At 46.2% G+C, this 25,547-nt stretch carries 19 protein-coding genes; 17 read left to right on the top strand and 2 right to left on the bottom strand.

Translation table 11 applies throughout. The features are described from left to right. The first annotated feature begins 844 nt into the window (after window positions 1-844). The 5 genes from KB236_06625 (at window position 845) to KB236_06605 (ending at window position 6,707) form a co-directional block, all read left to right on the top strand. The gene (locus KB236_06625; GenBank protein UIF28230.1) at window positions 845-2,473 is read left to right on the top strand and encodes a peptide ABC transporter substrate-binding protein; all 1,629 of its coding nucleotides are present in this window, start codon (window positions 845-847) and stop codon (window positions 2,471-2,473) included. 194 nt (window positions 2,474-2,667) lie between these two features. Next, window positions 2,668-3,597, top strand: coding sequence for an ABC transporter permease (locus KB236_06620; GenBank protein UIF28229.1), 930 nt, complete (start codon window positions 2,668-2,670; stop codon window positions 3,595-3,597). An 11-nt stretch (window positions 3,598-3,608) separates the two neighbouring features. Continuing rightward, complete coding sequence (locus KB236_06615; GenBank protein UIF28228.1) at window positions 3,609-4,634, top strand: ABC transporter permease; 1,026 nt, start codon at window positions 3,609-3,611, stop codon at window positions 4,632-4,634. 13 nt (window positions 4,635-4,647) lie between these two features. Continuing rightward, complete coding sequence (locus KB236_06610) at window positions 4,648-5,748, top strand: ABC transporter ATP-binding protein (protein ID UIF28227.1); 1,101 nt, start codon at window positions 4,648-4,650, stop codon at window positions 5,746-5,748. Beyond that, complete coding sequence (locus tag KB236_06605; protein UIF28226.1) at window positions 5,748-6,707, top strand: ATP-binding cassette domain-containing protein; 960 nt, start codon at window positions 5,748-5,750, stop codon at window positions 6,705-6,707. The genes KB236_06610 and KB236_06605 overlap by 1 nt, the downstream gene beginning before the upstream one ends. A 525-nt stretch (window positions 6,708-7,232) precedes the next feature. On the opposite strand, the gene KB236_06600 is transcribed toward KB236_06605, so the two are convergent. Together KB236_06600 and KB236_06595 are read right to left on the bottom strand one after the other, a co-directional pair. Next, window positions 7,233-7,889 (bottom strand): histidine phosphatase family protein, encoded by a 657-nt coding sequence (locus tag KB236_06600; GenBank protein UIF28225.1) that lies wholly within the window; start codon window positions 7,887-7,889, stop codon window positions 7,233-7,235. Between the two features lie 97 nt (window positions 7,890-7,986). Then, a complete protein-coding gene (locus tag KB236_06595) occupies window positions 7,987-9,843 on the bottom strand; it encodes a cation:proton antiporter (GenBank protein UIF28224.1) in 1,857 nt (618 codons plus the stop codon). An 829-nt stretch (window positions 9,844-10,672) separates the two neighbouring features. Here KB236_06595 and KB236_06590 point away from each other — a divergent pair. The 12 genes from KB236_06590 (at window position 10,673) to KB236_06535 (ending at window position 25,473) form a co-directional block, all read left to right on the top strand. Beyond that, window positions 10,673-12,970: an AAA family ATPase gene (locus tag KB236_06590; GenBank protein ID UIF28223.1), complete on the top strand. Its 2,298-nt coding sequence runs from the start codon at window positions 10,673-10,675 to the stop codon at window positions 12,968-12,970. A 287-nt stretch (window positions 12,971-13,257) separates the two neighbouring features. Next, entirely contained in the window at window positions 13,258-14,181 is a 924-nt protein-coding gene (coaA, locus tag KB236_06585) for a type I pantothenate kinase (GenBank protein ID UIF28222.1), read from the top strand. An 11-nt stretch (window positions 14,182-14,192) separates the two neighbouring features. Continuing rightward, entirely contained in the window at window positions 14,193-14,783 is a 591-nt protein-coding gene (locus KB236_06580; GenBank protein ID UIF28221.1) for a hypothetical protein, read from the top strand. Between the two features lie 142 nt (window positions 14,784-14,925). Beyond that, the gene (gene guaA / locus KB236_06575) at window positions 14,926-16,467 is read left to right on the top strand and encodes a glutamine-hydrolyzing GMP synthase (GenBank protein ID UIF28220.1); all 1,542 of its coding nucleotides are present in this window, start codon (window positions 14,926-14,928) and stop codon (window positions 16,465-16,467) included. Window positions 16,468-16,633: 166 nt separating this feature from the next. Further along, on the top strand, window positions 16,634-17,140 hold the full coding sequence (locus KB236_06570) for a hypothetical protein (protein UIF28219.1): 507 nt from the start codon (window positions 16,634-16,636) through the stop codon (window positions 17,138-17,140). A 79-nt stretch (window positions 17,141-17,219) separates the two neighbouring features. Further along, window positions 17,220-18,218, top strand: coding sequence for an IS30 family transposase (locus KB236_06565; protein UIF28218.1), 999 nt, complete (start codon window positions 17,220-17,222; stop codon window positions 18,216-18,218). 438 nt (window positions 18,219-18,656) lie between these two features. Beyond that, window positions 18,657-20,006 (top strand): site-specific DNA-methyltransferase, encoded by a 1,350-nt coding sequence (locus KB236_06560; GenBank protein UIF28217.1) that lies wholly within the window; start codon window positions 18,657-18,659, stop codon window positions 20,004-20,006. Between the two features lie 42 nt (window positions 20,007-20,048). Beyond that, window positions 20,049-20,824, top strand: a protein-coding gene (locus tag KB236_06555; GenBank protein UIF28216.1) for an IS5-like element ISLpl3 family transposase whose coding sequence is annotated in 2 segments (ribosomal slippage) — window positions 20,049-20,373 and window positions 20,373-20,824 — 777 coding nt in all. Because the reading frame shifts where the segments join, the coding sequence is not laid out codon by codon here. Then, window positions 20,757-21,365 (top strand): site-specific DNA-methyltransferase, encoded by a 609-nt coding sequence (locus tag KB236_06550; protein UIF30313.1) that lies wholly within the window; start codon window positions 20,757-20,759, stop codon window positions 21,363-21,365. The genes KB236_06555 and KB236_06550 overlap by 68 nt, the downstream gene beginning before the upstream one ends. Beyond that, window positions 21,365-24,010: a DEAD/DEAH box helicase family protein gene (locus KB236_06545; protein ID UIF28215.1), complete on the top strand. Its 2,646-nt coding sequence runs from the start codon at window positions 21,365-21,367 to the stop codon at window positions 24,008-24,010. The genes KB236_06550 and KB236_06545 overlap by 1 nt, the downstream gene beginning before the upstream one ends. 114 nt (window positions 24,011-24,124) lie before the next feature. After that, window positions 24,125-24,607, top strand: a complete 483-nt coding sequence (locus tag KB236_06540) for a helix-turn-helix domain-containing protein (GenBank protein UIF28214.1) — start codon at window positions 24,125-24,127, stop codon at window positions 24,605-24,607. Continuing rightward, the gene (locus tag KB236_06535; GenBank protein ID UIF30312.1) at window positions 24,580-25,473 is read left to right on the top strand and encodes an IS3 family transposase; all 894 of its coding nucleotides are present in this window, start codon (window positions 24,580-24,582) and stop codon (window positions 25,471-25,473) included. Before KB236_06540 ends, KB236_06535 begins: the two co-directional genes overlap by 28 nt. Window positions 25,474-25,547 lie beyond the last annotated feature (74 nt).

Raw genomic sequence — 25,547 nt, 5'->3', positions numbered from 1 at the left:
CTACTGGGGACCTTTTTATGCTTATTTGCTGAAGGGTAAAAACTAGGAAATAGCTAGAATCCATAGTGTGATAAGACTGACCGCCTTACTGTTCGCCAAATTTGGTCTGGACTACTGTGGGGAGGCTGGCACGTGTTCGCGAGCTTTCAACCTTGAAGTTATTAGCAAGAAAGTCGTGAACGGCAGTGAATGGCTGTGTACGTCATTTAATAATAGTTAGGCATCGCAAGACGGACAAACGCGATAAAGGGCGTTTAGCTGATTTTAAACCGGTTTAAGTCGCAGTGTAGCGATGGCGGTCTCGGGAAAAAGTGGTGGCAGTTTTCTCATAAAGCCGCTGGCGTCATAAATTGTATATTAGCCGCCACTTCAGTTTGGAATTAAGAGGAGATGTAGTCGCTAGTGGCGTGACAAAGGCTGAGGTCGACGATGATTTAGAGGGGGTTAGGGTAGCCAGTTTCCCGATTAAAAAAAGGGACTAATCTCTGTGGCCATTGCTACCCTAGTCGATCGACTAGAGCGTGCAAGTTCATGAGTAAGGGACTGGCGAGGCGGTCTAGGATTAGCGAACGATTTCGGCAGGGGGATAATTGCGTAGTGAATGTATAATAGGTAAATATTTATGTAAGCGTTATCTTAAATTTATCATCAAAATGAGAAAAAATACGATTTTTAATTTTATTTTTACACGACAAACGTTGATTTAACGGCATTTGTAATTGCATATTTAAATTTTATTAGTTTTTACCATTGATTTTAATGGTTTTCTAATATACAATTGGAAACATCAAATTTGAGGATGTCAATTTATTTCACATACAACACATAGAGGGGTTGGATATTAATGAAAATCAATTCGGCAGTCAAACTCGGGACGGTGGCTACGTTCGCGGCAGTCTTGCTCGCAGCGTGTGGGTCATCGTCGAGCAGTTCCAGTCAAGCAAGTAAACAAACGTTGAACTGGATGGAAAGTTCCGCCTTACCATCCATGGATTCTTCCACCGCAACCGACGTGGTTTCCGGTGAAACTTTAAACAACACCGGTGAAGGTCTGTTACGCTTCGGTAAGAAGAGTAGCATTCACCCTGGGGTTGCCAAGAGCTATAAAGTTTCTAAAGACGGGAAGACCTATACCTTTAACTTACGGAAGTCCAACTGGAGTAACGGTGATAAAGTTACTGCCAAAGACTTCGTGTATGCCTGGCAACGGACCGTCAACCCTAAGACCGCTTCACAATACGCTTACATGTACGCGCCCGTTAAGAACGCCAACGAAATCATGAAGAGTAAGAAGCCGGTATCTAGCTTAGGGGTTAAGGCAGAGGGTAACTACAAGTTAGTCGTCACGTTAACACAAGCTACGAGCTACTTCCCATCCTTAGCGGCCAGCCCAATGTTCTTCCCACAAGATCAATCAGTCGTTCAGAAGTACGGTAAGAAGTACGCGACGAACGCCAAGAGTAACGTTTACAACGGACCCTTCAAGCTGACTTACTGGACCGGGACTTCTGATAACTGGACGTTGAGTAAAAACACTAAGTACTGGAACGCCAAAAATGTTAAACTGAAGAAGATTAACTTCAAGACGATAAAGGAACCACAAACTGCCCTGAGTCAATACCAGAGTGGTAAACTGGACGCAACTTACTTGAGTGGTCAACAACCAAAGAACTACAAGAACAGTAAGCAATACGTTGAACGTAAGGGGGCCTCGACTTTCTACATTGAACTGAACCAACGGAAAGACAGTATGATGAAGAACAAGAAGGCCCGTCAAGCCTTATCACTGGCCATTGACCGGAAGCAATTCGTTAACAAGGTCTTAGCCGATGGCTCTTCCCAAGCTAAGGGTCTGGTTTCCACCGGATTAGCGACCTACAAGGGTCAAGACTTCACGACGGCAGCCGCTGTACCTTCAGCTTACTCACAGAACTTAACCAAGGCTAAGAAGCTGTGGAAGGAAGCCTTGAAGGAAACGGGTCGTTCAAGTTACAACTTAACCTTGATGGCCGATGACACGCCAGCTGGTAAGAACGCCACTGAATTCGTACAGAGTCAATGGTCTAAGCTGGGCAACATCAAGGTAACCAACTCCAACTTACCATTCAAGACGCGGTTGAGCCGTTCTGAAAATGGTCAATTCCAAGCCGTAGTTTCTGGCTGGGGTGCTGATTACCCAGATGCTATTTCCTTCCTCGAAATGTTCACATCAACCAACTCATACAACCGTGGTCAATGGAAGAACAGTTCCTATGACAAGGACATCGCCGCTGCTGATGGCAAGGATGCCAACAACCAGAGCGCACGGTGGAATGACATGGTAAACGCTGAAAAGACGTTGATGAAGGAACAAGGGATCATCCCACTTTACCAACAAGGGAAGTCACAACTGGTTAAGTCCAAGGTTAAGGGTGTAATTTACTTCCCAACCGGCGCTAACTGGGACTTCAGTAAGGCATACATTGCCAAATAACAGCATTTAAAATTCGGCATAACGCGTTAGAGTCAAACCTTATAGTCACATCGGGGAGTAAGGATTAACGAGGCAGTTAGTCCTTACTTTTCGATATTTAGCAATCATTTATCGTCTTGTTGTTTTCATATAATTCTTGTTAAGCTTAACAACTTAACGGTAACGAATAAGTCTACTGATTGAGAGGTAAACAAATGGCAAAGTACCTAGCAAAACGGATCTTCTACCTGATCCTGACCTTATTCATCGTGATTACCGTCACCTTTTTCCTGATGAAGTTGTTACCAGGGACGCCATTGACCAACCAAGCCAAGCTTTCCAAGAGTCAGATTGCCTTAATTTACCAGCAATATGGCTTGGATAAGCCCGTTTGGCAACAATACCTGCTGTACCTCGCAGGTGCCGTCAAAGGTAACTTCGGAACATCATTCCAATTCAGTGACCAACCCGTGTCCTACCTGCTTTCGAGTCGGATTGGACCTTCCTTACAGATTGGGCTGCAAGCCATGGTCTTGGGGGTCATTGTCGGCATCATCATTGGTGCTTTAGGCGCGATGCGACAGAATACATGGGTCGACACCACCACAACTGTTGTTTCAATCTTAGGGATTTCCATTCCTTCCTTCGTCTTGGCCGTGCTGTTACAGTACTACTTAGGACTGAAGTTGGGTTGGTTCCCAATCGCCGAATGGGGCGGCTTTATCTACACGGTATTGCCAACCTTAGCGTTAGGGGCGACGCCGTTAGCCGAGTCGGCGCGGTTCGTCCGAACGGAAATGGTCGACGTGTTGAGTTCAGATTACATTGAGTTGGCCAAGGCTAAAGGACTGAGTCGGATGGGGGTTATTTACCACCATGCGCTGCGGAACAGTTTGATTCCGCTGATTACGATTGTCGGTCCCTTAGCGGTTAACATCATGACCGGGTCGATGGTTGTTGAAAACATCTTCTCGATTCCCGGGATTGGGGAACAATTCGTGAAGTCCGTCTTGACGAACGATTACCCAACCATCATGGGCTTGACGATCATCTACTCATTCATGTTATGTGTCGTTCTGTTGATCACCGATATCCTCTACGGAATCGTTGACCCACGGATTCGGATCACAGGAAAGGCTAACTAGGAGGTAAATAAATGGCAGATACAGTAAAACTCCCAGAAGATAGCTTTAAGCCGATTACGGCCGATGACCGGGCGGCTTTAGATAGTGAAAAGATTGCGGCACCGTCACTAACCTTTACACAGGATGCATGGCGGCGGTTAAAGAAAAACCGGGGCGCCTGGATCTCATTAATTATCTTGGGCATTATCTTCATTATGGCTTTTGGTTCACTCTTCTTCTCACCGCACAATCCCAACGCCGTGAATCCTTCATACGCCAACCTACCTTCTAAGATTCCTGGCGTGAACATCAACGGGTTCAATGGAACGTTGGTTCAGGCTGGTGAACGGGTGGACGCCTACAAGCAAGCCGGGGCTTCCAGCTTGCACTACATCATGGGAACCGACTACTTAGGTCGGGACCTCTTCTCCCGGGTCTTGTACGGGACGCGGATTTCTCTAATCATCGCTCTGGTAGCGACGTTGTTTGACCTGACCATCGGGGTGACCTACGGGTTGTTCTCCGGTTGGAAAGGTGGTCGGGTGGATACGATCATGCAACGGATCATTGAAATCATCTTGTCGATCCCTAACTTGGTTGTTATCGTCCTGTTGATTTTGATTCTGAAACCCGGGATGACCTCAATCATCATCGCCATTGCGTTAACGTCGTGGGTCAACATGGCCCGGCTAGTCCGAGCGCAAACCTTGGAGATTAAGGAACAAGAGTACGTCTTAGCGGCCCGCACGTTGGGGGAGAGTTCGTGGAAGATTGCGTTTAAGCATCTCTTACCGAACTTATCGAGTGTCATCATCATCAACACGATGTTCACCATCCCCAGTGCGATCTTCTTCGAAGCCACGCTGTCTTACATCGGGATCGGGATCTCCTCACCACAGGCTTCCTTGGGGACCCTGCTGAATGATGGACAAAAGAACTTCCAGTTCCTGCCTTACCAGATGTGGTGGCCGGCACTGATCTTGTGTATCATCATGTTAGCCTTTAACCTCTTGGGTGATGGGCTACGGGATGCATTCGATCCGCGGACGAAAGAGTAGGTGAAATAACGTCATGGATAATGAAAAAGATATTTTAGAGGTCCGGAATCTACAAGTTAACTTCAAGACCTATGCCGGTGACGTTAAGGCAATCAGAGACGTTAACTTGGATTTACGGAAGGGTGAAACCTTAGCAATTGTGGGGGAATCTGGTTCCGGTAAATCTGTAACCACGCGGACCATCATGGGTCTGAACGCGACGAACGCGGACATTGTCAGTGGCTCGATTCTCTACAAGGGTCAGGACTTACTAAAGAAGAGCGAGAAGGAAATGCAAGCCATTCGGGGCCAAGACATTGCCGAAATCTTCCAGGATCCGATGACCTCGCTTGATCCCACCATGAAGATTGGTCGGCAGATCGCCGAACCACTGATGGTTCACAAGGGCATGAAGAAGGAAAAGGCGTTGGCCCAAGCCTTGGAAATGATGAAGTTAGTCGGAATTACGGATGCTGAAAACCGGATCAACGACTATCCACACCAATTCTCCGGTGGGATGCGGCAACGGATCGTGATTGCGATTGCGTTGATTAACTATCCCGAAGTGCTGATTGCCGACGAACCAACCACGGCCCTGGATGTCACGATTCAAGCACAGATTCTGAACCTAATGAAGGAATTACAAAACAAGATTTCAACGTCGATCATCTTCATCACCCATGACTTAGGGGTGGTGGCCGGAATGGCCGACCGGGTTGCCGTCATGTACGCGGGTAAGATCGTGGAGTACGGAACCGTCGATGAAATCTTCTACAACCCGAAGCACCCGTACACGTGGGGTTTGCTGAGTTCGATGCCGACGCTGGATTCGAGTGGTGATTCCTTGCCATCGATTCCTGGGACGCCACCGGATTTACTGGATCCGCCGGCCGGGGATGCCTTTGCCGCTCGGAATGCGTACGCCCTGAAGATCGATACCGAAAAGGAACCACCGTTCTTCAAGGTTTCCGATACGCACTACGCGGCCACTTGGTTGCTGCATCCGAATGCGCCCAAGGTGACGCCACCCGCACAGATTGTTGAACGGCAGAAGAAGTATGCCAAGATGCAGCAGGACTGGCTAGCTGCTCAGAAGTCAGCCACGCCGATTGAAGAAGAGGAGGAACAGCAATAATGGATTACGAAAATGCCGAAAAAATCCTCGAGGTCAAGCACCTCAAGCAATACTTCAACGTGGGCAAGGCTGATGAAGTTCGCGCCGTTGATGACATTTCATTTGACATCTACAAGGGAGAAACCTTTGGCTTAGTTGGTGAATCCGGGTCAGGGAAAACCACGACGGGCCGGGCGATTATTCACCTGTACGAGCCAACCTCTGGTGAAATTTTGTTTGACGGTAAGAACGTCGATTCCTTTACCAGTAAGCAGGACCAACATGACTTTCGTCAAGAGATGCAGATGATCTTCCAAGATCCGTATGCTTCACTGAATCCGCGGATGAAGGTTAAGGACATCGTGGCCGAGGGGATTGATATCAACCACCTTGCCAAAGATGATGCCGACCGGACGAAACGCGTCGAGGACTTGCTGGAAACGGTAGGTCTGAACAAGGACCACTCCAGCCGGTACCCTCACGAGTTCTCCGGTGGGCAACGGCAACGGATCGGGATTGCCCGGGCGTTAGCCGTGAACCCCAAGTTCGTGATTGCCGATGAACCGATCTCCGCGTTGGACGTGTCGATTCAGGCCCAAGTGGTCAACTTGATGAAGAAGTTACAACGGGAACAGGGCTTAACGTACCTGTTCATCGCCCATGACTTGTCGATGGTGAAGTACATCTCCGATCGTATTGGGGTGATGCACTACGGCCGGATGTTAGAAATCGCTGACGCTGACGAAATTTACGCCCATCCGTTACACGACTACACCAAGAGTCTACTGTCGGCCGTCCCAGTGCCCGATCCAGAGTTCGAACGGACACGGGAAGAGATTGCCTACGACGGGAGTGGTGAAAATGACGGTAAGGAACGGCATTTAGTCGAAATTTCCCCACGTCACTGGGTCCGCGCCGCGAAGGATGAGGTGTCGTTGTACAGACAACGCGCGGAAGAAGCGTCGTTGATTAAGTCATAAGAGTGTGGAGCGAGGCTGGGAGTCGGCGAGCATTAACGTTATTCAGGTTAAAATCCCGGTTTTGGATTTTGGCCTGAATGGGGTTAAGCGGAACCGGCTGCCTCGCGGAACACGTTTCGGCACCATAAATGAAAAGCACGCCTTAAGTAAAGCCCGGGAGCCAGTGTGGTTCTCGGGCTTTTTGTGCACTCCTGGGTTTGGTGGCTTCATTCAAATCCACCGCCAAGTCAAGGCCCCCAGAGTTTGGGATAAAACTTTCCAAACCCTTGCGTTCCAATTTAGATAGCCGAAACGTGCGCCAAAAGGCAGCCGGTTCCGCTTAAAACTAATAACTAAATGCTCATCGACTAAGCGCCTTTTGTCCCACGCTCTACTTACTACTAATGTAAATTTTCCATTTTTTGTTGCACTGAATCTCTCCAGATTTAAACTTTCTTAACTTTTGTCCATATCTTCAATTCGTCCCATGCAAAAAGGACGCGCCACCATTCGCTGGTTGCGCGTCCTTCGTTTAGTAGCAGGCCATTAAAGCGTGCCTTCAGAATTATTGTAATAGTCCACGTGATACTGGCCATCTGTGACGGTAATCTTGGTGATACTGCCGTTATCGACGGGAATTGACACGTCGATGTTGGAGAACTTCGACACCGTACTGCGGATGGTGGTGCTGTGGGTAGCGATAAGCACCTTGTCGCCGTCGTTGGCCGCCGCAATGGCGCGGTCGAATCCCGGTTGCAGACGTGCCCAGAAGGCGGCATTGTCTTCGGCATCGCCGTACGGGTCTTGGGCGTGGAACATGTCTTTGGTCTTCTCGATGGTTAACCCGGCGATCATGTCATCAAAGGTGTGGAAACCCTTAGGACTACCCACGGTGTGCCAAGTTTCGCCCTCGTCCATGCCTTCGAAGAACCCGAAGCTTTCTTCACGGAAAGCGGGGTCAACTTGCAGGGATTGGGAATCAAGCTGGTTAGCCGCCAGAATAATCTCGGCGGTCTTTTTGGCCCGTGACATGTCACTGGTGTAGGCCGCGGCGAAGGGGATGTTCGCCAGCCGTTCGCCGGCACGTTTGGCATCGGCGAGGCCCTTGTCGGTTAGTGGGGCATCAATCCAGCCCTGAATACGGAAATACTTGTTCAAAAAGGTTTGGCCGTGACGCACCAAATAAAGTTCAACTGTCGCCATGTCATTCGCTCCTTTTAAGTGTTAAATCAACGTGCTTGGTCGTTAGGAAAATCAGGTCCAGACCAATAGCAACGGTGCGGGTCTCATTGTAACAGTTTTAGTTCAGAATGCCTAGTTCGCGCCGAATTTCACGAGCTTTTTCTGGCGTACTGGTAAAGATGATCCGGTCGTTGAATTTTAACAGCGTGCTCCCAGTGGGCCGCACAAAGTGGCCGTTGCGGAAGATTTGACTGATGGTGACGTCCCCCACAAAGTCCAGGTTACGAATCTGCTGGTCGGTGTAGCGCCGGTTGCGCAGGGCAACTTCGTACACGGCGGAGGTTGAAGCCGTCATCAGCCGGAGTGTGGTTGGCGCTTCGATTAGGCTACGCAACATGGCGATGTTGACGTTGGGCGTGTTGTAGACTTCGATACCCAGGTCGGTCAGCTCGTCTTCACGTTCGTCCAGCACGTTGCGGTCCTCGAAGCGGACAATCACGCGTTTGACCCCGTAAGCCTTGGCCGCCTTGGCCAGCTCGTAGTTCTTGTTGGCGTTGAAGTGCCCCAGTACCACGATGTCAGCATCGAAGACGTCCTGATTGGTCACGTAGTCGGTGTCCAGTGAGTCCAGTAGAGAAACGTTGACTTCGGAGTTGTAAGTCTTGTAGTTCGCGGGCTTGTCGGTGTACATGCTGATGTCATACCAGCTATCGGCCAACTGCTGAGCCACGGGAACCGTGAGTAAATTGGTACCGATGAAGTGGACCGTGGATTTCTTCAGATCCTCGGCCTCGGCGGAGTAGCCCGTGTTGAACAGCAACGGGCCCAGCACGCAGGTCAGAATGGCGGCCAGCAGGAAGGCGCCGGACTGTTGACTAGTGACCACATTCATGGTCTTCGCGACCTGCAAGACGGCCAGAACCATGGTAATCGTGGCGGACGTAATCGCCATACCGGCGAAGGCATTGCCACGCTTGAAACGGAGCCGCAGGATGAAGTAGACCGCGGCCTTGGCCAGCAGGTAAGCCACCAGAAAGGCGGGAATCAGCAGTAACGTCGCCGAATCGGCTAGTAATGTCCGTAAGTTTAAGTCGACTCCACTCATCATGAAGAACATCGGGATGAAGAAACCGTAGCCGATTCCGTCTAGTCGCGTGCGCGTGTCCTCTTGGGGTTGGAGAAGCTTCATCACAATCCCGGCCACGAATGCACCGAGGATTCCTTCGGCGCCCACGGATTCGGCGATGACCACCATGCTAAAGATCAGAAAGAAGGCGAGCCGAATGTCCAATTGCGTGGTGGACTTGTTGATGCGTTCGAAGAAGGTGAAGAACGGTTTGAACCGGCGGAAGAGAATCCCGGCCGCCAGGAAGACCAACAATAATAGCCATAGAGATTTGCCACCCTTGCCGAAGATGGAGGCGTAGATGGTCAGGGCGAAGAGAGGCACGATTTCCCCCAGAGCAGCAATTAGGAGCACCGTTTGACCAAAGGGCTTACTCAGGAGTTCCTTTTCCTTGAGCGTCGCGATGACGATGCCCAGCGAAATGGTCATGAAGATGATGGCAGCTAGCCACGGGTCCTTGAATAGACCGGTCCACTGGCAGATAAAGCCCAGTAGTAGCGCGCTAGCGGCGATGGCCACATAGCTACTAACCGCGATAAAGACCGGCGAATACTTGGGCGCGTTGCCGGCGGCCTTGGCGGCTAGTGGTGTCTGCGGTTGTTTGCGGCGATTGAAGAGACTGAAGTCAATCTCCATCCCACTGAGAAACATCAGAAAAATAACCCCGGTGTTGGAGAGCAGAGTCAACGTGGCGTTGGTGTGTACCACGTTGAAGAGACTGGGCCCCAGCATGATACCGACCAGGATTTCCACGACAGCGGTCGGCAGGACGGTGAGCTTGAATTTCGCCATCACGAGCGGCGTCACCAATGCGGCAGTTAAGATAATTAATAGAGAAACTTGATCCATAGAGTCACCCCCGAAAAAATTTCCCCTCAAGTATACCAAAGTTATTGGCAGATAACTGGAATTAAGCCGCCGCTAAAGTCAAAAGGTGACTGGTAGCCCTGGTGGATCAAGGCATAGTCAGTCTCAATCATATGTGGTCGTTGCCGTCCGCCTTACCGTTCGCCAAATTTGGTCTGGATCGCGGTGGGCAGGACGGGACAAGCCAAAGAACGGTCTTGTTCCTCGCTTTGAGCCGTCAGCCCGCGTCTCAAAGACGCCATTTTCCAAGCAGAACCCTTGGAAAATCCCACGGCTGAGACCAAATTTGATTCACTCACGGCTACATGAGGATGTATCCAATTAAACTGACCAAACGTTGCCACACCAGCGATGACTCCACACATTCAGTGGCTTTCACTCGGCGTAACCGGGGGCAGCCAGAGATGGCGGTAGCCGTGACAGCGGTGTTAGCTGACGTCTTAAGTCAGCTTACAGCGCGGGACGTGTTTGGAGACTGGCGAATTTTGCTAGGTTTCAAACCGAGCCGGAGGACCGCTTCTTAGGCCGCAGGCGGTCCCCACAGCCCCGGAATTTCTGACTGCCGTAGGTGGATCATAATAGGTGATTTAATACCCCCAAAACTGTACCAGTTGAGAATGAGTCAGCGTTTTCAAGTTTTCAATCTTTAGCCGGTCACATTTCTTTATTTATAAGGGGATTAAGTGTAGAATTGAAAGTCGAATTATTATGGTTAATCCGGGTCACCACGGGGGAGTACGGGAACTCGGAACGCCATAGTGATTGCTGATTTGGATGACTGATTAGCCCATTAATTCGAGGAGGGATTGGCTTGCCAGATTCAATTAAGGCTCATGAACAAAAACATTTAGATGCGGTGGTCGCGAAGATTAAGGTCGCACAAACCGAATCCAAGAAGCGGATCGATTCTGCCGAAAATGACGAGGCGGGCATTCGCAAGAACTTTGTCAATGACTTACGAATCAAGACAGACAGTTACGAAGGCATCCTGGAAACGGCGCTCTCCGTGCGGCAGCAACAACAGATGTTGGCTGAACGGCAGAATAGCTGGCAACACGCCACGACCGAGTTGAGCACCTTGAAACGCTTGGAGAAGAAGGCGTACTTTGCCCGGATCGATTTTCAGGAAGGCGTTAAGGCGAAGCCCGAGACCATTTATATCGGTCTGGGATCGTTCTCCGATTCACCCGATCATTTTCTCATCTACGATTGGCGGGCGCCCATCTCGAGCATCTATTACGATGGTGAGCTGGGAAATGTCAGCTATCAGACGCCAGATGGGGAACAGACCGTCGACGTTCAATTAAAGCGGCAATTTCAGATCGAGGATGGCACGATCATCACCCTGTACGATGCCGATCAGACGGTGACCGACCAGATGTTGTTGTCGGCGCTGAGTGAACACTCCGATACCAAGATGAAGAGTATCGTGACGACCATCCAAAAGGAACAGAACCGGATTATCCGAGACACCGGGTCCGACTTGCTGTTCGTGCAGGGAGCCGCGGGGTCCGGGAAGACGGCGGCTATCTTACAACGGGTAGCCTACTTGCTATACCGGTACCGGGGGCATTTGACGGCCGGACAGGTCATGCTGTTCTCGCCCAACCAGTTGTTCAACGACTATATCGACCAGGTCTTGCCCGAACTGGGTGAGCACAACATGGTCCAGATGACCTACTACCAGTACGCGGGCCGCCGGCTACCGAAGATTGACGTGGAGACGTTGGCGCAACGCTTCGGCGAGGTCAATACGCCAGCCCAGCGCCGAATCAGCCGGTTGAAGGGGAGCCTCGACTTCTTCGACGCCGTGACTGGATACGCCGATCACCTGGAAAGTATCGATATGGTCTTTCGCAATATTAAATTTAACGGGAAAGTCTTTATCCCGAAAGAAAAGATTCAAGAGATTTACTACAGCTTCAACCGCAACTACCACTTGGCCAACCGCTTGCAGGCGACCAAGGAAGCCCTGATTCGGATTCTGAATCGCCGGATCTCTAGTGAAATGCGGACAAAATGGGTCGAAGAAAAAATTCAGGACCTCGACCGTGAACAGTTGAATGCGTTGTACGGGGACGATCCGCGAGAATTTGAATCCGCCGACAAGGAATTCCAGTTCTTGGCGCGGAAGGTGGTCATGCAGGCCTTTAGCCCGATTCGTAAGGCGATCGTGCGGGCGCGGTTCCTGAGCATTAACAATCAGTACGTGCACATGCTGCGGGACATGCCGAACCGCCTCGATCTGCAGGATTATCACATCACCGTGGCCGATTGGCAGGCGAGTGTGGAGGAGACCATCGACAAGCTCAGAGATCATACCATGCAGCTGGTCGATACCACGCCGTACCTGTACCTCTACGACAAGATGACCGGTAAGACCGGTGAACGGGACATGCGTTACGTCTTCTTGGATGAAATTCAGGACTACAACGCCTTCCAACTGGCCTTTCTGAAGTACAGTTTCCCACGAGCACGGTTCACGATGCTCGGGGACCTGAATCAGGCCATTTTCACCAAGGAAAATAGCCGCACGCTGCTACAGGAGCTCAGTACGATGTTTGATCCGGATAAGACCAAGGTCGTTCAGCTGACGCAGTCGTACCGGTCCACGCAACAGGTCACCGACTTCACCAAGCATATTTTGAAAAACGGTGAGGCGGTCACGGCCTTTGATCGGGAAGGCGAACTGCCGACGCTCACGGTGGCACCGGATGAGCAGGCAGCCCTGCAACGCGTCATCGCGCAGGTCAAGCAGAACAATGCCGAGGACGAGACGACTGCGATCATTGGTAAGGACTTGGCAGATTGCCGAGCACTGACCGAGCAATTGCGGGCGCAGGACGTCGCGGTCACGTTGATCCAGTCGGAAAATCAACGGCTGGCACCCGGCGTGATCGTAGTGCCATCGTTCTTAGCCAAAGGGTTGGAGTTCGATGCCGTCATCGTTTGGCACGCTTCAGCTAGTCGCTACGGGGCGGATGATGAGCGGCAATTGCTCTACACCATCTGTTCGCGGGCGATGCACCGGCTGAGTCTGGTGGCGGTTGGCGAGATGTCACCGCTGCTGAGCGATGTGCCGACCGATGAGTATGAGGTGTTGCGTTAAGCTTGCCCTAGTTGAGTCCGCAAGCCTCGATATGCTGTGTCGCTCAAACGGTTTGGGTGACCATGACAATTTAAATAAAAAATTTCCATCAGGGTGTTTGTGATCACGTTGACTCAGCGTCAATCGTGATTGCAATGACGAGGGCTACTTTCCAGTTATGGCGGGTAGCCCTTTTGCTATTTCTTAAGCGGAAGAATTCCACCATTTTTATCACCGAAGCATAAGGAATTGGGACGTATCTGCGGTATAATGGGGCTAATTATTTCTGAAAAAGTTGAGGTGTCCCCATGTCAGATCCCATCAATTACAATGCCTTTACGCGTGCGCAGTGGCGAGCGTTTTCCGATGACGCGACGTTACCGTTGACTCAGGAGAGTTTGCGGCAGATTAAGGCGTTTAATGACCGTATCTCGCTACAAGATGTGCAGGATATTTATATTCCACTAATTCACTTGCTGCGGCTGGAGTTCGACCACTATCAACAACTCCAGCAGGACAAGGCGCGGTTCCTGCAGCGTCAGCCTCACCGGGTGCCCTTTATCATTGGGATTGCGGGGAGTGTGGCCGTGGGCAAGAGTACCACGGCACGGTTGCTTGAAGTTCTCCTGAATCACTATTTTCAGGGACAACGTATCCAACTGATTACGACCGATGGCTTTCTGTATAGTAATGAGGAACTGAAGAAGCGCAATCTCATGGCGCGCAAGGGGTTCCCGGAGAGCTACGATATGGCCGGACTGATTCAATTTTTAAATGACGTCAAGGCTGGTAAACCGCTGATTAAGGCGCCGGTATATTCGCATAAGATTTACGATATTGTGCCGGAACAATTTGATTATATCGTGCACCCCGACGTGCTGATTGTCGAGGGAATTAATACCCTGCAGTTGCCGACCAATGAACAGATTTATGTCAGTGATTTCACGGACTTCTCCCTCTACGTGGACGCAGATCCGGGGCTAATCGAGGATTGGTTCTTGGAGCGCTTCGACTTGCTGCTGAACACGGCCTTTCAGGACCCGACGAACTATTATTATCCGTATGCGATTGGCGGGCATGACCAGGCGATTGCTAAGGCCAAGCAGGTGTGGCACGATATTGATTTGAAGAATCTAGAGGAGTATATCCTGCCTACGCGGAATCGGGCGGATATGATTATTCACAAGACGTTCCATCACCGGGTGGATCGCTTGTTACTGCGGAAATACTAGGAGGTGGCGGCATGTTACGGGATGCAACAATCGTGGATGCCGACTCGGTGGCGATGCTGGTGCTCCACGAGCTGGAACGTCGGCAACTACGGCGCTTGCGGCGACTGAGCAAGGAACAGTTGTCGCAATTGCTCTTTGTTGGCTACCACCAGCCGCAGTTTCGCTATGGCTACCCGCAGGCACGCGTTTACCAGAATCAAGGTGTGGCCGTGGGCGTGGCGTATGGCTACCCAGCGGCGGTAGAGCAGACACTGGATAATCAGTGGTCGGCGCTGTTTGCCCGGTTGCAGGTGGCCCCGCCCCAGCAACTGGTGGTGACGCCGCGGGCGCGACCGGACGAGTGGTATTTGGACCTGTTGACGGTCCGCGGACGCTATCGGGGGAAGACCTACCAGCAGAAATGGTTCGATGAGTGGCTGATGGGTGACGCGATTCATCGGGCTCGGTTGAGTGGCGCCCAAGCGATGGGCGTCGATGTCCGGCCGGGCAGTGCGTTGGCCAAATTGGCGGCCCAGTACGGCTTTGTTGCGGTGGAACGTCGGCGAATCGACCGCCAGACGACCTTTCATCTCCGACTGAATTTACAGGGGAATCGTTGGTAGCAGGGAGTCCCACAACCGATTAACGGGTGAAGTAATTCTCCCGCTTTTCTGTTAGATTTAGATTGACCCGCGTTTCAGAAATCGGTATGATAGATACAATGTTGAGAAAGAAGAAAGGGTGAATGGCTTGGCAAACGTGGATATGTCCAAATTCGATAAGATTATCGTCTTGGACTTCGGAAGTCAATACAATCAATTGATTACGCGCCGGATTCGTGACATGGGCGTTTACTCCGAACTGAAGGCCCATACGATGAGTGCGGTCGAGATTAAAGCTTGGGGCGCCAAGGGAATCATCTTCTCTGGTGGACCGAATAGTGTGTACGATAGTAGTGCCTTTAACGTCGATCCTGAGATTTATAAGTTGGGCATTCCCATCTTGGGAATCTGCTACGGCATGCAACTGATGGCCTACGACTTGGATGGCGGGAAAGTTGAAGCCGCCGACAACCGGGAATACGGGCGGGCGGAAATCACCGTGTTAAGTGATGATGCCAAGCTATTTGCGGGTACGCCTAAGCAACAAACGGTGTGGATGAGCCACGGCGACTTGGTGACCCAAGTGCCGGATGGCTTCGAACGGGTGGCAACGAGTGAAAACTGCCCGATTTCTGCCATGCAAGACGTTGACCGGAACTTCTACGGCATTCAATTGCACGCAGAAGTTCGGAACACGGAATACGGTAATGAAATCTTGAAGCACTTTGCTTTTGATGTCTGCCACGCGGAAGCTAACTGGTCGATGGATGACTTTATTGACTTGCAAATCGAACACATCCGCGAGACGGTCGGCGATAAGCGCGTCCTGCTCGGCTTGTCCGGTGGGGTTGACTCCTCCGTGGTCGGGGTGCTGTTGCACAAGGCTATCGGCACGCAACTGACCAGTATTTTCGTGGATCACGGTCTGCTGCGGAAGGGTGAAGCCCAGCAAGTTATGGATAGCCTGGAAGGCAAGTTCGGCTTGAACATCGTTAAGGTCGACGCGCAGGACCGCTTCTTGAGTAAGCTGGCCGGCGTCACCGAACCCGAAAAGAAACGGAAGATCATCGGTAACGAGTTCATCCAAGTCTTTAACGACGAGGCCCAGAAGCTCGATGGGATCGACTTCCTGGCCCAAGGGACGTTGTACACCGACGTCATCGAAAGTGGGACGGATACGGCGCAAACCATCAAGTCTCACCACAACGTGGGCGGTTTACCGGAAGACATGCACTTCCAGTTGATTGAACCCTTGCGTTCGCTATTCAAGGATGAAGCCCGTGAATTGGGTGAAAAGCTCGGCATGCCGAGTGCCCTCGTGTGGCGTCAGCCATTCCCAGGTCCTGGTTTAGGGATTCGGGTCTTAGGCGAAATCACGCCGGAGAAGCTACAAATCGTCCGCGATAGTGACCTCATCTTGCGTGAAGAAATCAAGAAGGCCGGCCTCGACCGCGATATTTGGCAATACTTTACGGTCTTACCAAACATCAAGAGTGTCGGTGTCATGGGGGATGGCCGGACGTACGACTATGCAGTCGGTATCCGCGCCGTGACTTCCATCGATGGCATGACCGCCGACTTCGCCCGCATTCCGTGGGACGTCTTACAGGCGATTTCCGTGCGGATCGTTAACGAAGTGGATCACGTGAACCGCATACTTTATGATGTGACGAGTAAGCCGCCTTCGACTATTGAATGGGAATAGGATGGTAATGTAACTTAGAGTTGGAATCGCGGTGTATCAGCATTTTGGCAGTGTTAAAAGGTGACCAACTCATTAAAAACTACATGTTTGTTTGCCAAAATGTTTGCCATATGATGAAAGCATCCAGTATTAAAGCTGGGTGCTTTTTGAAGTTAGAGGAGAATATATGAGTTTAGAAGTAACAATAGATGATAACGAAAAATTAATTGACAAATTATTTGAGGATAATTCTGTATTTTCAAAGCAAAAATTAACACTGAGTGATGTAGCGATTATTTCTTTGTATTATTCTGCATTATCAAATGCCAAGGCAATAAAAATTCTTACAGATAATGGTCTAACTAATGTGACCGATACATTATTAAGGGCATTTATAGAACAATCGGTTTATCTGACATATATATTTCAGAAAAATACTGAGGCCAGGGCTGAGTTATTATTCTTTTATGAAAAAATGAATTCACATACTAAGGCATTAAGCATAGTAAAAGGACTAACTGATAAAGAGTTAGCCAAAAATATGCAGCAACAAATAGATAATCAAATAAAAAATGATCCTTCAGAAGCATCTAGCCTTGAAGAATCAACCAAATACTTTAGAAAAAAGTACGATACACTATTTCCTCAAAATATTCCTAATAGGACGAATTTACAATTGAAGTGCAACAAGTAAGAAGATAAAAAAGGAACTCATAGCCTGAGTCCTGTAAAATGAAGTCACCACAACAATCATTTAAAGGAGATTTTAGGCTATGAGTTCGTACAAACATCTTACCTTAAAAGACCGAGAATGCATACTGTTAGGCGTCACTTTAAACGATAGCTATCAAGTTATTGCGGAGAAAATTGGCTGTTCTAAAGCCACTGTATCACGTGAAGTTACACGCAATGGCGGTCGTGATGCATACTCAGCTGTCAAAGCACAAGAGAGCTACCAAAGGCGCCGACTGAAGAGCCGCCGTCCTAGACTCCTAACTGACCTGAAATTACGAGATTTTGTCCTTCGCTGCATCGTTCAATACCAATGGTCTCCCGAACAAATCTCAGGGCGTTTACTTCACGAAAATAGTGGATGGCGAATTAGTTACAACACCATTTATCGCGGAATTGAACGTGATAATTTGGGAATTAAACGTAAGAGTCGTGGCGCTCGTGGTTTTGCCCGTAAACTCCGCCATCGTGGCAAAACTCGCAAGGTCAAAGGAACAATCAATGAACGACGGGGGCGGTTTAATGATGTTCCTTCAGTCCATGAGCGGCCAGTGTCGTGTGATAACCGGAGCTGGTTTGGCCATTGGGAAGGTGACACCGTTCGAGGTAAGACTGGACGTTCAGCTTTAGTTACGTTGGTGGACCGTAAATCACGTTACTTACTATCTCAACGAGTTTCCAAAGTAAACGCCAAGAACGTTACACAAGCTATGATTGACTTATTGCATACTGTGACGCCCAAACGAGTTCGTACGCTTACGCCGGATCGTGGGACTGAATTCGCAAGATATCGTGAAGTTAGTCAAGAGCTAGGTATTCCGGTCTATTTTCCAGATCCACACGCACCACAGCAACGGGGAACTAACGAGAATACAAATGGTCTTATTCGTGAGTATTTCCCAAAAGGAACTGATTTAGATCAACTCACTGACCAAGATATCTGTCAGTTCATTGAAACATTAAATAACCGACCACGTAAGGTCTTAGGCTGGAAGAGTCCATCAGAAATTTTCTTTGGAATAAAGTTGCGCTTGACTTGACAATTCGTCAGGAATAAGATTAAACAACATTGGTATAATGCTGAACCGGATTACAAAAATACAAGTTTCAATCAACTATGTAAAAATCTTGGAATTAAGGATCTTTACTTAGGCATGTATGCCCCTTATTCCGATAATACTCATGGTGTAAATGGGATCGCTAACTTTAAAGTAAAGCCTCATAATGATGAATTTAATATGATAATAGAAATGTATGATAAAAATCTGAATTAACGATGCTGGAATCAGAACTTAATATGATGTTTATAAGAATGGCTTCTTATTATAAAATTGATGGTGCTAATAGTTGGGCAAAAACTGTTTATACTAAAATTTATTGTAATGTACTACTGCAAAGAAATTATCGAGTCCAGCAGTTACTTAAGAAAAAGGGAATTAGTTAATGGGAGAACAGTTATGCAAATAGAAACTAAGATAATGAAGCAAGTAAAAAATGTTTTACGCCAATTTGGTACAAAATATATAACAGAGGGTGGGGCATTAAAACGAAGTACCGTAATTAGTGACCTTGATAAATATGATCATGACTTAATGACGGCGTTACTTTCAAATCAGTTAATTCATGATGAATATACGGAAATAATTGCTAATACTGAAGTCTTTAAACTTAATCAATTTATTAATATGTTTGAGTACAAAGAATTCTGGGAAGATAGCTTTACAAAGTATGCAAATAGAATAGGCCTTGCAAGTGATAATAAGTTTATTTCTGATTCTTCAGATGTTGTACTCAATTTTCCATATAAGGATACAGTATTAAAAGCCGGTATGGACAAAGAAGATGCTGATCCTGATGTGGGAGCTGATGAGCCGTTTCTTAATGAAACGCTAGCGCATTCTGAAATTAGCGAATTATTTGAACCTAAAATTCTGATTAATGCTAAAAAGTATGACAGAGATGGTGTTAAATTAGCTGATGAATTTAATGAGGATGATAACTTAATTATCAAAGGAAACAACTTAATAGCCTTATACTCATTAAAGAAAAAATATGCAGGAAAGATTAGCTTAATTTATTTAGATCCATCTTATAATACGGGATCCGATTCATTCATATACAATGATCGTTTTAACCATTCAACATGGCTTACTTTTATGAAGAGCCGATTAGAAATTGCACATGATTTATTAAGTGATAATGGAAGTATATTTATTGAAATTGACTCATTTGAAGACTCATACTTAAAAGTATTAATGGATGAAATATTTGGTAGAGACAATTTTAGAAACAAAATTAATTGGAAGCGAAGAGGTGGAAGTGCCAATCCTGCAAAACAACTCAACAATGTTGTGGAATATATATTGTGGTATTCAAAAAATGTTGAACTTATGCAATATAATCCTGTATTTACAAAAAATAATTCAAATACTCAAAAGTATATTAAGGAACGTTTCACTAATGTTGATGCTAATGGTCGTAAATTTATGAAGTCCCCAATACAAAGTCCTAATTATCGTCCAAACTTAATTTATGATTATAAAGGATATAAGACTCCTAAAAAAGGATACTCAGTATCGAAAAAAGTACTTGAACAATGGGATAAGGAGGGACGCTTAGCATTTCCGGACTCTAAGGATAAAAATATAAATCGAAAGATATTTTTAGACGAGTATAAGGGGCAGCCTATAAACTCTCTTTGGGATGATATATATGTGATTAATCCTATGTCTAAGGAAAGAATTTCAGATTTTTCAAGTGGCCAAAAGCCAGAGGAATTAATCCAAAGAATTATTACTATGGTTACTAGGGACTGTCTGAAAACTTAAAATTCAGGTACAATCTGAGGAAAAACGAATCGAGGCATTCCGATGACAACACCTAAACGATACGAACTGGAAGATGCTCAGTGGGACCGAATCAAAGGATACTTCCCGCCATACCGGACTGGCCGTCCATCAAGCCTAGACAACCGTACCGCCCTCAACGCTATCCTCTGGCTCATGCGCAGCGGGGCTCCTTGGCGTGATCTACCTGAACGCTATGGCTCTTGGAAAACGGTGTATAGTCGCTTCCGAGCCTGGGTAAGTTCAGGCTTGTTCGAACAGGTTTTTCTCGAATTGATTGACGATCCCGACATGGAAAACTTGAGCTTAGATTCAACGATCGTTCGAGCGCATCAAAAGGCCACTGGGGCAAAAAAAACGCCGAATGTATGGTCGAAAATCAAGCTATTGGACTAAGTCGAGGTGGCCGAACGACCAAGATTCACGCACTCGTTGACGGATTAGGGAATCCCTTGGGTTTTCGCCTAACAGGTGGTCAAGTACATGATAGCCAAGTTGCCAGTGAGTTGCTGGAAGGCTTCGATATTTCTCAATCAAATATTATCGCGGACAAAACCTATGGCACCGCGAAACTTCGCCAGTATATTGAAGATAAAGCAGGCGTCTATACCATTCCGCCAAAGGAAAATACCAAAGACAAGTGGACCTGTGATTACCACGTTTATTGTGAGCGCCATTTGATTGAGAACTTCTTTAATCAGTTGAAGAACTTTCGTAGGATTGCAACGCGTTATGATAAGCTCGCTCATGTTTATCTGGCTACGGTCTACATTGCCTCAATTTGCATCTTACTTAAGTAGTTTTCAGACGGACCCTAATAAAAATGATATTGTTTTGGATTTCTTTTCTGGATCGGGTACTACGGCTTCAGCAACTATGAAAATGCATCGACGGTTTATAGGAATTGAACAGATGGATTACGTTAATACTATTACCGTTCCCAGATTACAAAAGGTAATTGAAGGAGAACAAGGTGGTATTTCAAAAGATGTTGATTGGCATGGTGGTGGATCTTTTGTTTATGCTGAATTAATGGAGAAAAATCAAGGATTCCTGCGAGATTTACAAAAAGCTACAAACGTTGACGAACTGAATAAAGTTTATCAACGAATGAAAAAAGGGGCGGATCTTGACTTTCGGGTTGATCTTGCAAAATACGAAAGTGATCCTGGTCGTAAAAACTTATCCTTTGACGATCAAAAAAAGCTTTTAATTAAGATGCTGGATAAAAACCAACTTTACTACAACGAAGCAAATATTGATGATGCTGATGTTCGTGACTTAGTCTCAGACACCGACTATAAGTTCAATAAGAGCTTCTATGGGAAGGAGTCAGAATAATGGCTCGTTCAAAAACAATCCCAGAAGAAAAAATTGATCTGAAGCTGCTAAATTGGCTAAATGATACTTCTTTATTTAATCAGGATCAGGGGCTTCAAAGGTTACCTCTCTACATTAAGCAGAACCTGAAGCATAGTTTAAGAGATTACCAATTCTCAGCAATTCATAATCTGGATGCTGTTGAAAAATTAGATAATAAAGAGGACTCTTATAACCAGTTAATGTTTTATATGGCTACTGGGTCAGGTAAGACCGATATCATGGCAGCAATTATCTTATACATGTATCAGAACTATAATTATCAATGCTTCTTATTTACTACCAACACAACTGCTGTCGTTAACAAGACTATCGATAATTTAACTAATCCAGCATCTCCTAAGTATCTGTATCAGGATCCATTAGTTATTGATAGCAAAAGAGTATCTATTAAAGCTGTGCCAGAGTTTCCTATAACACTGGAGAAAAATACAATCTATTTAAAATTTTCTGGTATTCAGCAACTCTCAAATGATATCAATTCTCCACGTGAAAATGGCATTACTGAAGAATCACTAAAGAATCATAAACTTGTGATTTTAGCTGATGAAGCTCACCACTTTAACGTTGGAACTAGAAGTAAAAAAGACGATGCTAATAATAAAAGTTGGGAAGCGTTACTAGATAGAATTAGGGGCCTGAACCCTGACAACCAGCAGCTTGAATTTACAGCAACTATCGACCTTCATAATCCAGAAATTTACCATAAATACCAGAATAAGATTATTGCTCAGTATGATTTAAGCAAGTTCATTAACGACGGCTATTCCAAACAGGTATATCGACTTCAAGCTAATAACAGTGATGAAGATAAGATGCTAAACGCTGTCTTACTATCTCAATACCGAAAGCGAATTGCACAAAACATGGAGATTCCAGACTTCAAGCCTGTTATTCTTTTTAAGTCCAATACTATCAAGGTATCTAAGGACATTAAAGCGCGCTTCTTAACAATGATTGCTAATTTAACAGCTGAGTCATTGCAAAGCTTTGTCCAATCCCAAAACCGTTCAACGCAAAGTGAAGCTCTTAGTTTAGCGTACAAATACTGGTTAAACCAAGACTTTGGTGAGACTGTTGCGGAATTAAAACGTGATTTTCAAGAGTTCACGACGGTTAATGCTAACGATTCTAGTAAAAAAGATATTCTTGATAATAACGATGTTGCTCAAAAGTTAAATAATCTAGAAAGTCCATCAAACCCGATTAGGTCAGTTTTTGCCGTTGCTAAATTAAGTGAGGGTTGGGACGTTCTAAACCTTTATGATATTGTCCGTATCGGCGAAAAGAATATCAAGCCAAATGATACCAATGCGGAAGCACAATTAATCGGTCGTGGAGCCAGATATAATCCTTTTATCTATAAAGGCCAGAAAGTCTACACTCGCCGGTTTGATGACCGGAGATCAGAAATTCAGTTACTGGAACGACTTTACTACCACACAATTAATAATCCTCAGTATCTGGAGAATCTTCGTAAATCATTGGATGCTATTAATCTCCCTGTTAATGAGGACACTAAGTATAAAATTTATACAGCGAATGTTAAGAGCTCATTCAAGCGAACGGATGCTTATAAACATGGAAATGTTTACTACAACAAAGTAGAGGTAGTACCAGCAGAACACTACAATTCAATTTTGAAGTACGGGTTTGATCCAGAAACGACAGAGCCTATTGATATGATTAGTGCGACTACTGAGCGTAAATTCGATACCGGAGCAGATAAGGATAATCGTTCATTATTTCCAATAGTAAATGCTGCCCTATTTAGTAATCCAGCAGATAAGGCTTTAGTTAGGACTGCCGTATCATTTAACCCATTCTTTCGATTTGAATCCCTAAAACAACAATGCCCAACTATAACAAGTGTAAGAGAATTTCTTACAAGTGACAGTTGGTTAGGACATTCAGTTGTAAGGGTGCGAGTTGCTAATGGACATCAATTAACTCCTCAGGAGCGATTAACTGCTGTTGAAAGGTATCTACTTCGCGTTCAGAATGCTTTAGTAAACAATTTCCAGCGCTCTAAAGGGACTAACCGATTTGAGAAGTTCGCTGTTAATGAAGTAATTAGAGACTATGAGAAACGTGTGGGGGATAACTTTAACGATCCTAAGGCAGCTAAAATCGGCCCTTATGAGATGAAAGGTAAGGATTGGTACGCTTATGATTACGCGATTGTAGATCAACTTGAGATGGACTTTATTGATCGAATTGGCGCAGAAATCCCAAATTTCCGAAAGAAATACGATCAAATTTATCTATTACGTATTGATGAGCGAAATACTGACTTTAAGCTTCATGACTTTGGTGAAAGTGTTTATCGTTATGAAGGATACATGCCAGACTTTATCATGTACCTTAAAAACGAAGATTATATTTATCAGATTTATATGGAGCCCAAAGGAACTGCATTTGTCGAAAGAGACAGATGGAAAGAAGATTTACTTGAACGAATTGATCCAAAGAACGTAATGATTCTAGAGGATAATGATGACGTAAAGCTCTTTGGTGTTAAATTTTACGTTGAGGATAAGGGGAAGCAAGATATTCACCGAATGTTTCCTGAATTACGAGAAAAAGGATTGCTAGCTGATAATTAAATGTTTTCAGACTATAAAGAATGAAATTGTCTAAAAAATAAAAAAACCGAGCCTTCATTTGGGTTTGAAGTGAACCCCTCGAATTGGAGTAAATCCAACTCGAGGGGTTTTACTATGTTTTCAGCTAAAATAAAACAACAAGTCTTAACTAAATATCTTCAAGGAAAATCGCCACAAAAATTAATGCAAGAGTATGGGATCAAAGGCTCCGCGACCATTTATCAATGGTTAGCCAATTTTAAATTGTTTGGTATTCCGGGCTTGGAGAACCATTCAGAGAAGACTTTTTACGACTATTCCTTTAAAATTAAAGTCATCAAATGGCGACAGACTCATCATGCCTCATATCCAGCTACAGCAAGCCACTTCCGCCTAAAGAACCCAGTTACAATATGGGATTGGGAGCGAAAGCTGATTGAAGGACGTTTGAAGCCATTCAAAGGACGGTCTTTAAAAGTGACAGACAAATCAAAGGATTCTAAAACACTCAAACAACTTCAAGAAGAGAATGAAATTTTACGCATTCGGGTAGCCTACTTGGAAAAACTCGAAGCCTTAGCACAGAAAAAATCTCAAACCAAGAAAAAGCCCAGCTAATCACTGAGCTAAGGTGTAAATTCAACGTCAAATTAGTTGTGGTATTGAAAGCGGCCAAGATGTCGAGCAGTAGCTATCATGATGCTTGTCATCGTAAGTATCAAAACACCTCTTCAACGTTAGTTGAAGAGGTCAAAAAGATTCGACAAAACAATCCAGACTATGGTTATCGCACTGTAACCTTAGCACTTAGGAATAAAGGCATACTGGTCAATCATAAGGCGGTTTTGAGAATCATGCGCGAAAATAATTTATTGTGCACTGCCTTTAAACGGCAAACAAAGAAGTACAACTCGTATAAAGGTACTGTCGGTAAAATCGCTAGAAACCGTCTAAACCGCAACTTTAAGACCAATCGCCCTTTTCAAAAAATCGTGACTGATGTCACCGAAGTGCGTTGGGGTCATCAGACCGTCAATGAACGTGCATACTTCACTGCCTACATTGATCTTTATAACGGAGAAATTCTTGAGTGGGCAATTAGTCAGCATCCAACAGTTAAATTCGTCACTGATCCCTTAGAACGCCTTATAGTAAGAAGACCCAAAGTGCCTTATCGAATGACTATTCACTCGGATCAAGGATTCCAGTACCAGAACTGTCGATATATCAGTATTCTCAAAGAAGCTCGAGTCTTTCAAAGCATGAGCCGCAAGGCCACATGCCTTGATAACGCCGTAGCAGAGAGTATTTTCCACATTCTCAAGGTAGAGACTGTTCATAATCACAGTTATAGCAGTTATCAAGAGCTTGCGGCAGCAATAACCGAATACGTAGATTATTACAATTACCACCGGATAAAAACAAAATTGGCCGGCATGTCCCCGGTAAAATACCGGGAACATGCCAGCCAATTAGTAGCTTAGAAATTCACTCCAATTTATGGGGTTCACTTCAATTATAGTTGGTGTCTGTCTTTTTTTTAGGTTGTCTACGTTAT

The sequence above is a fragment of the Levilactobacillus brevis genome, assembly GCA_021383565.1.
Taxonomy (GTDB): domain Bacteria; phylum Bacillota; class Bacilli; order Lactobacillales; family Lactobacillaceae; genus Levilactobacillus; species Levilactobacillus brevis_B.
This window is presented reverse-complemented; position numbering and strand designations above follow the sequence as displayed.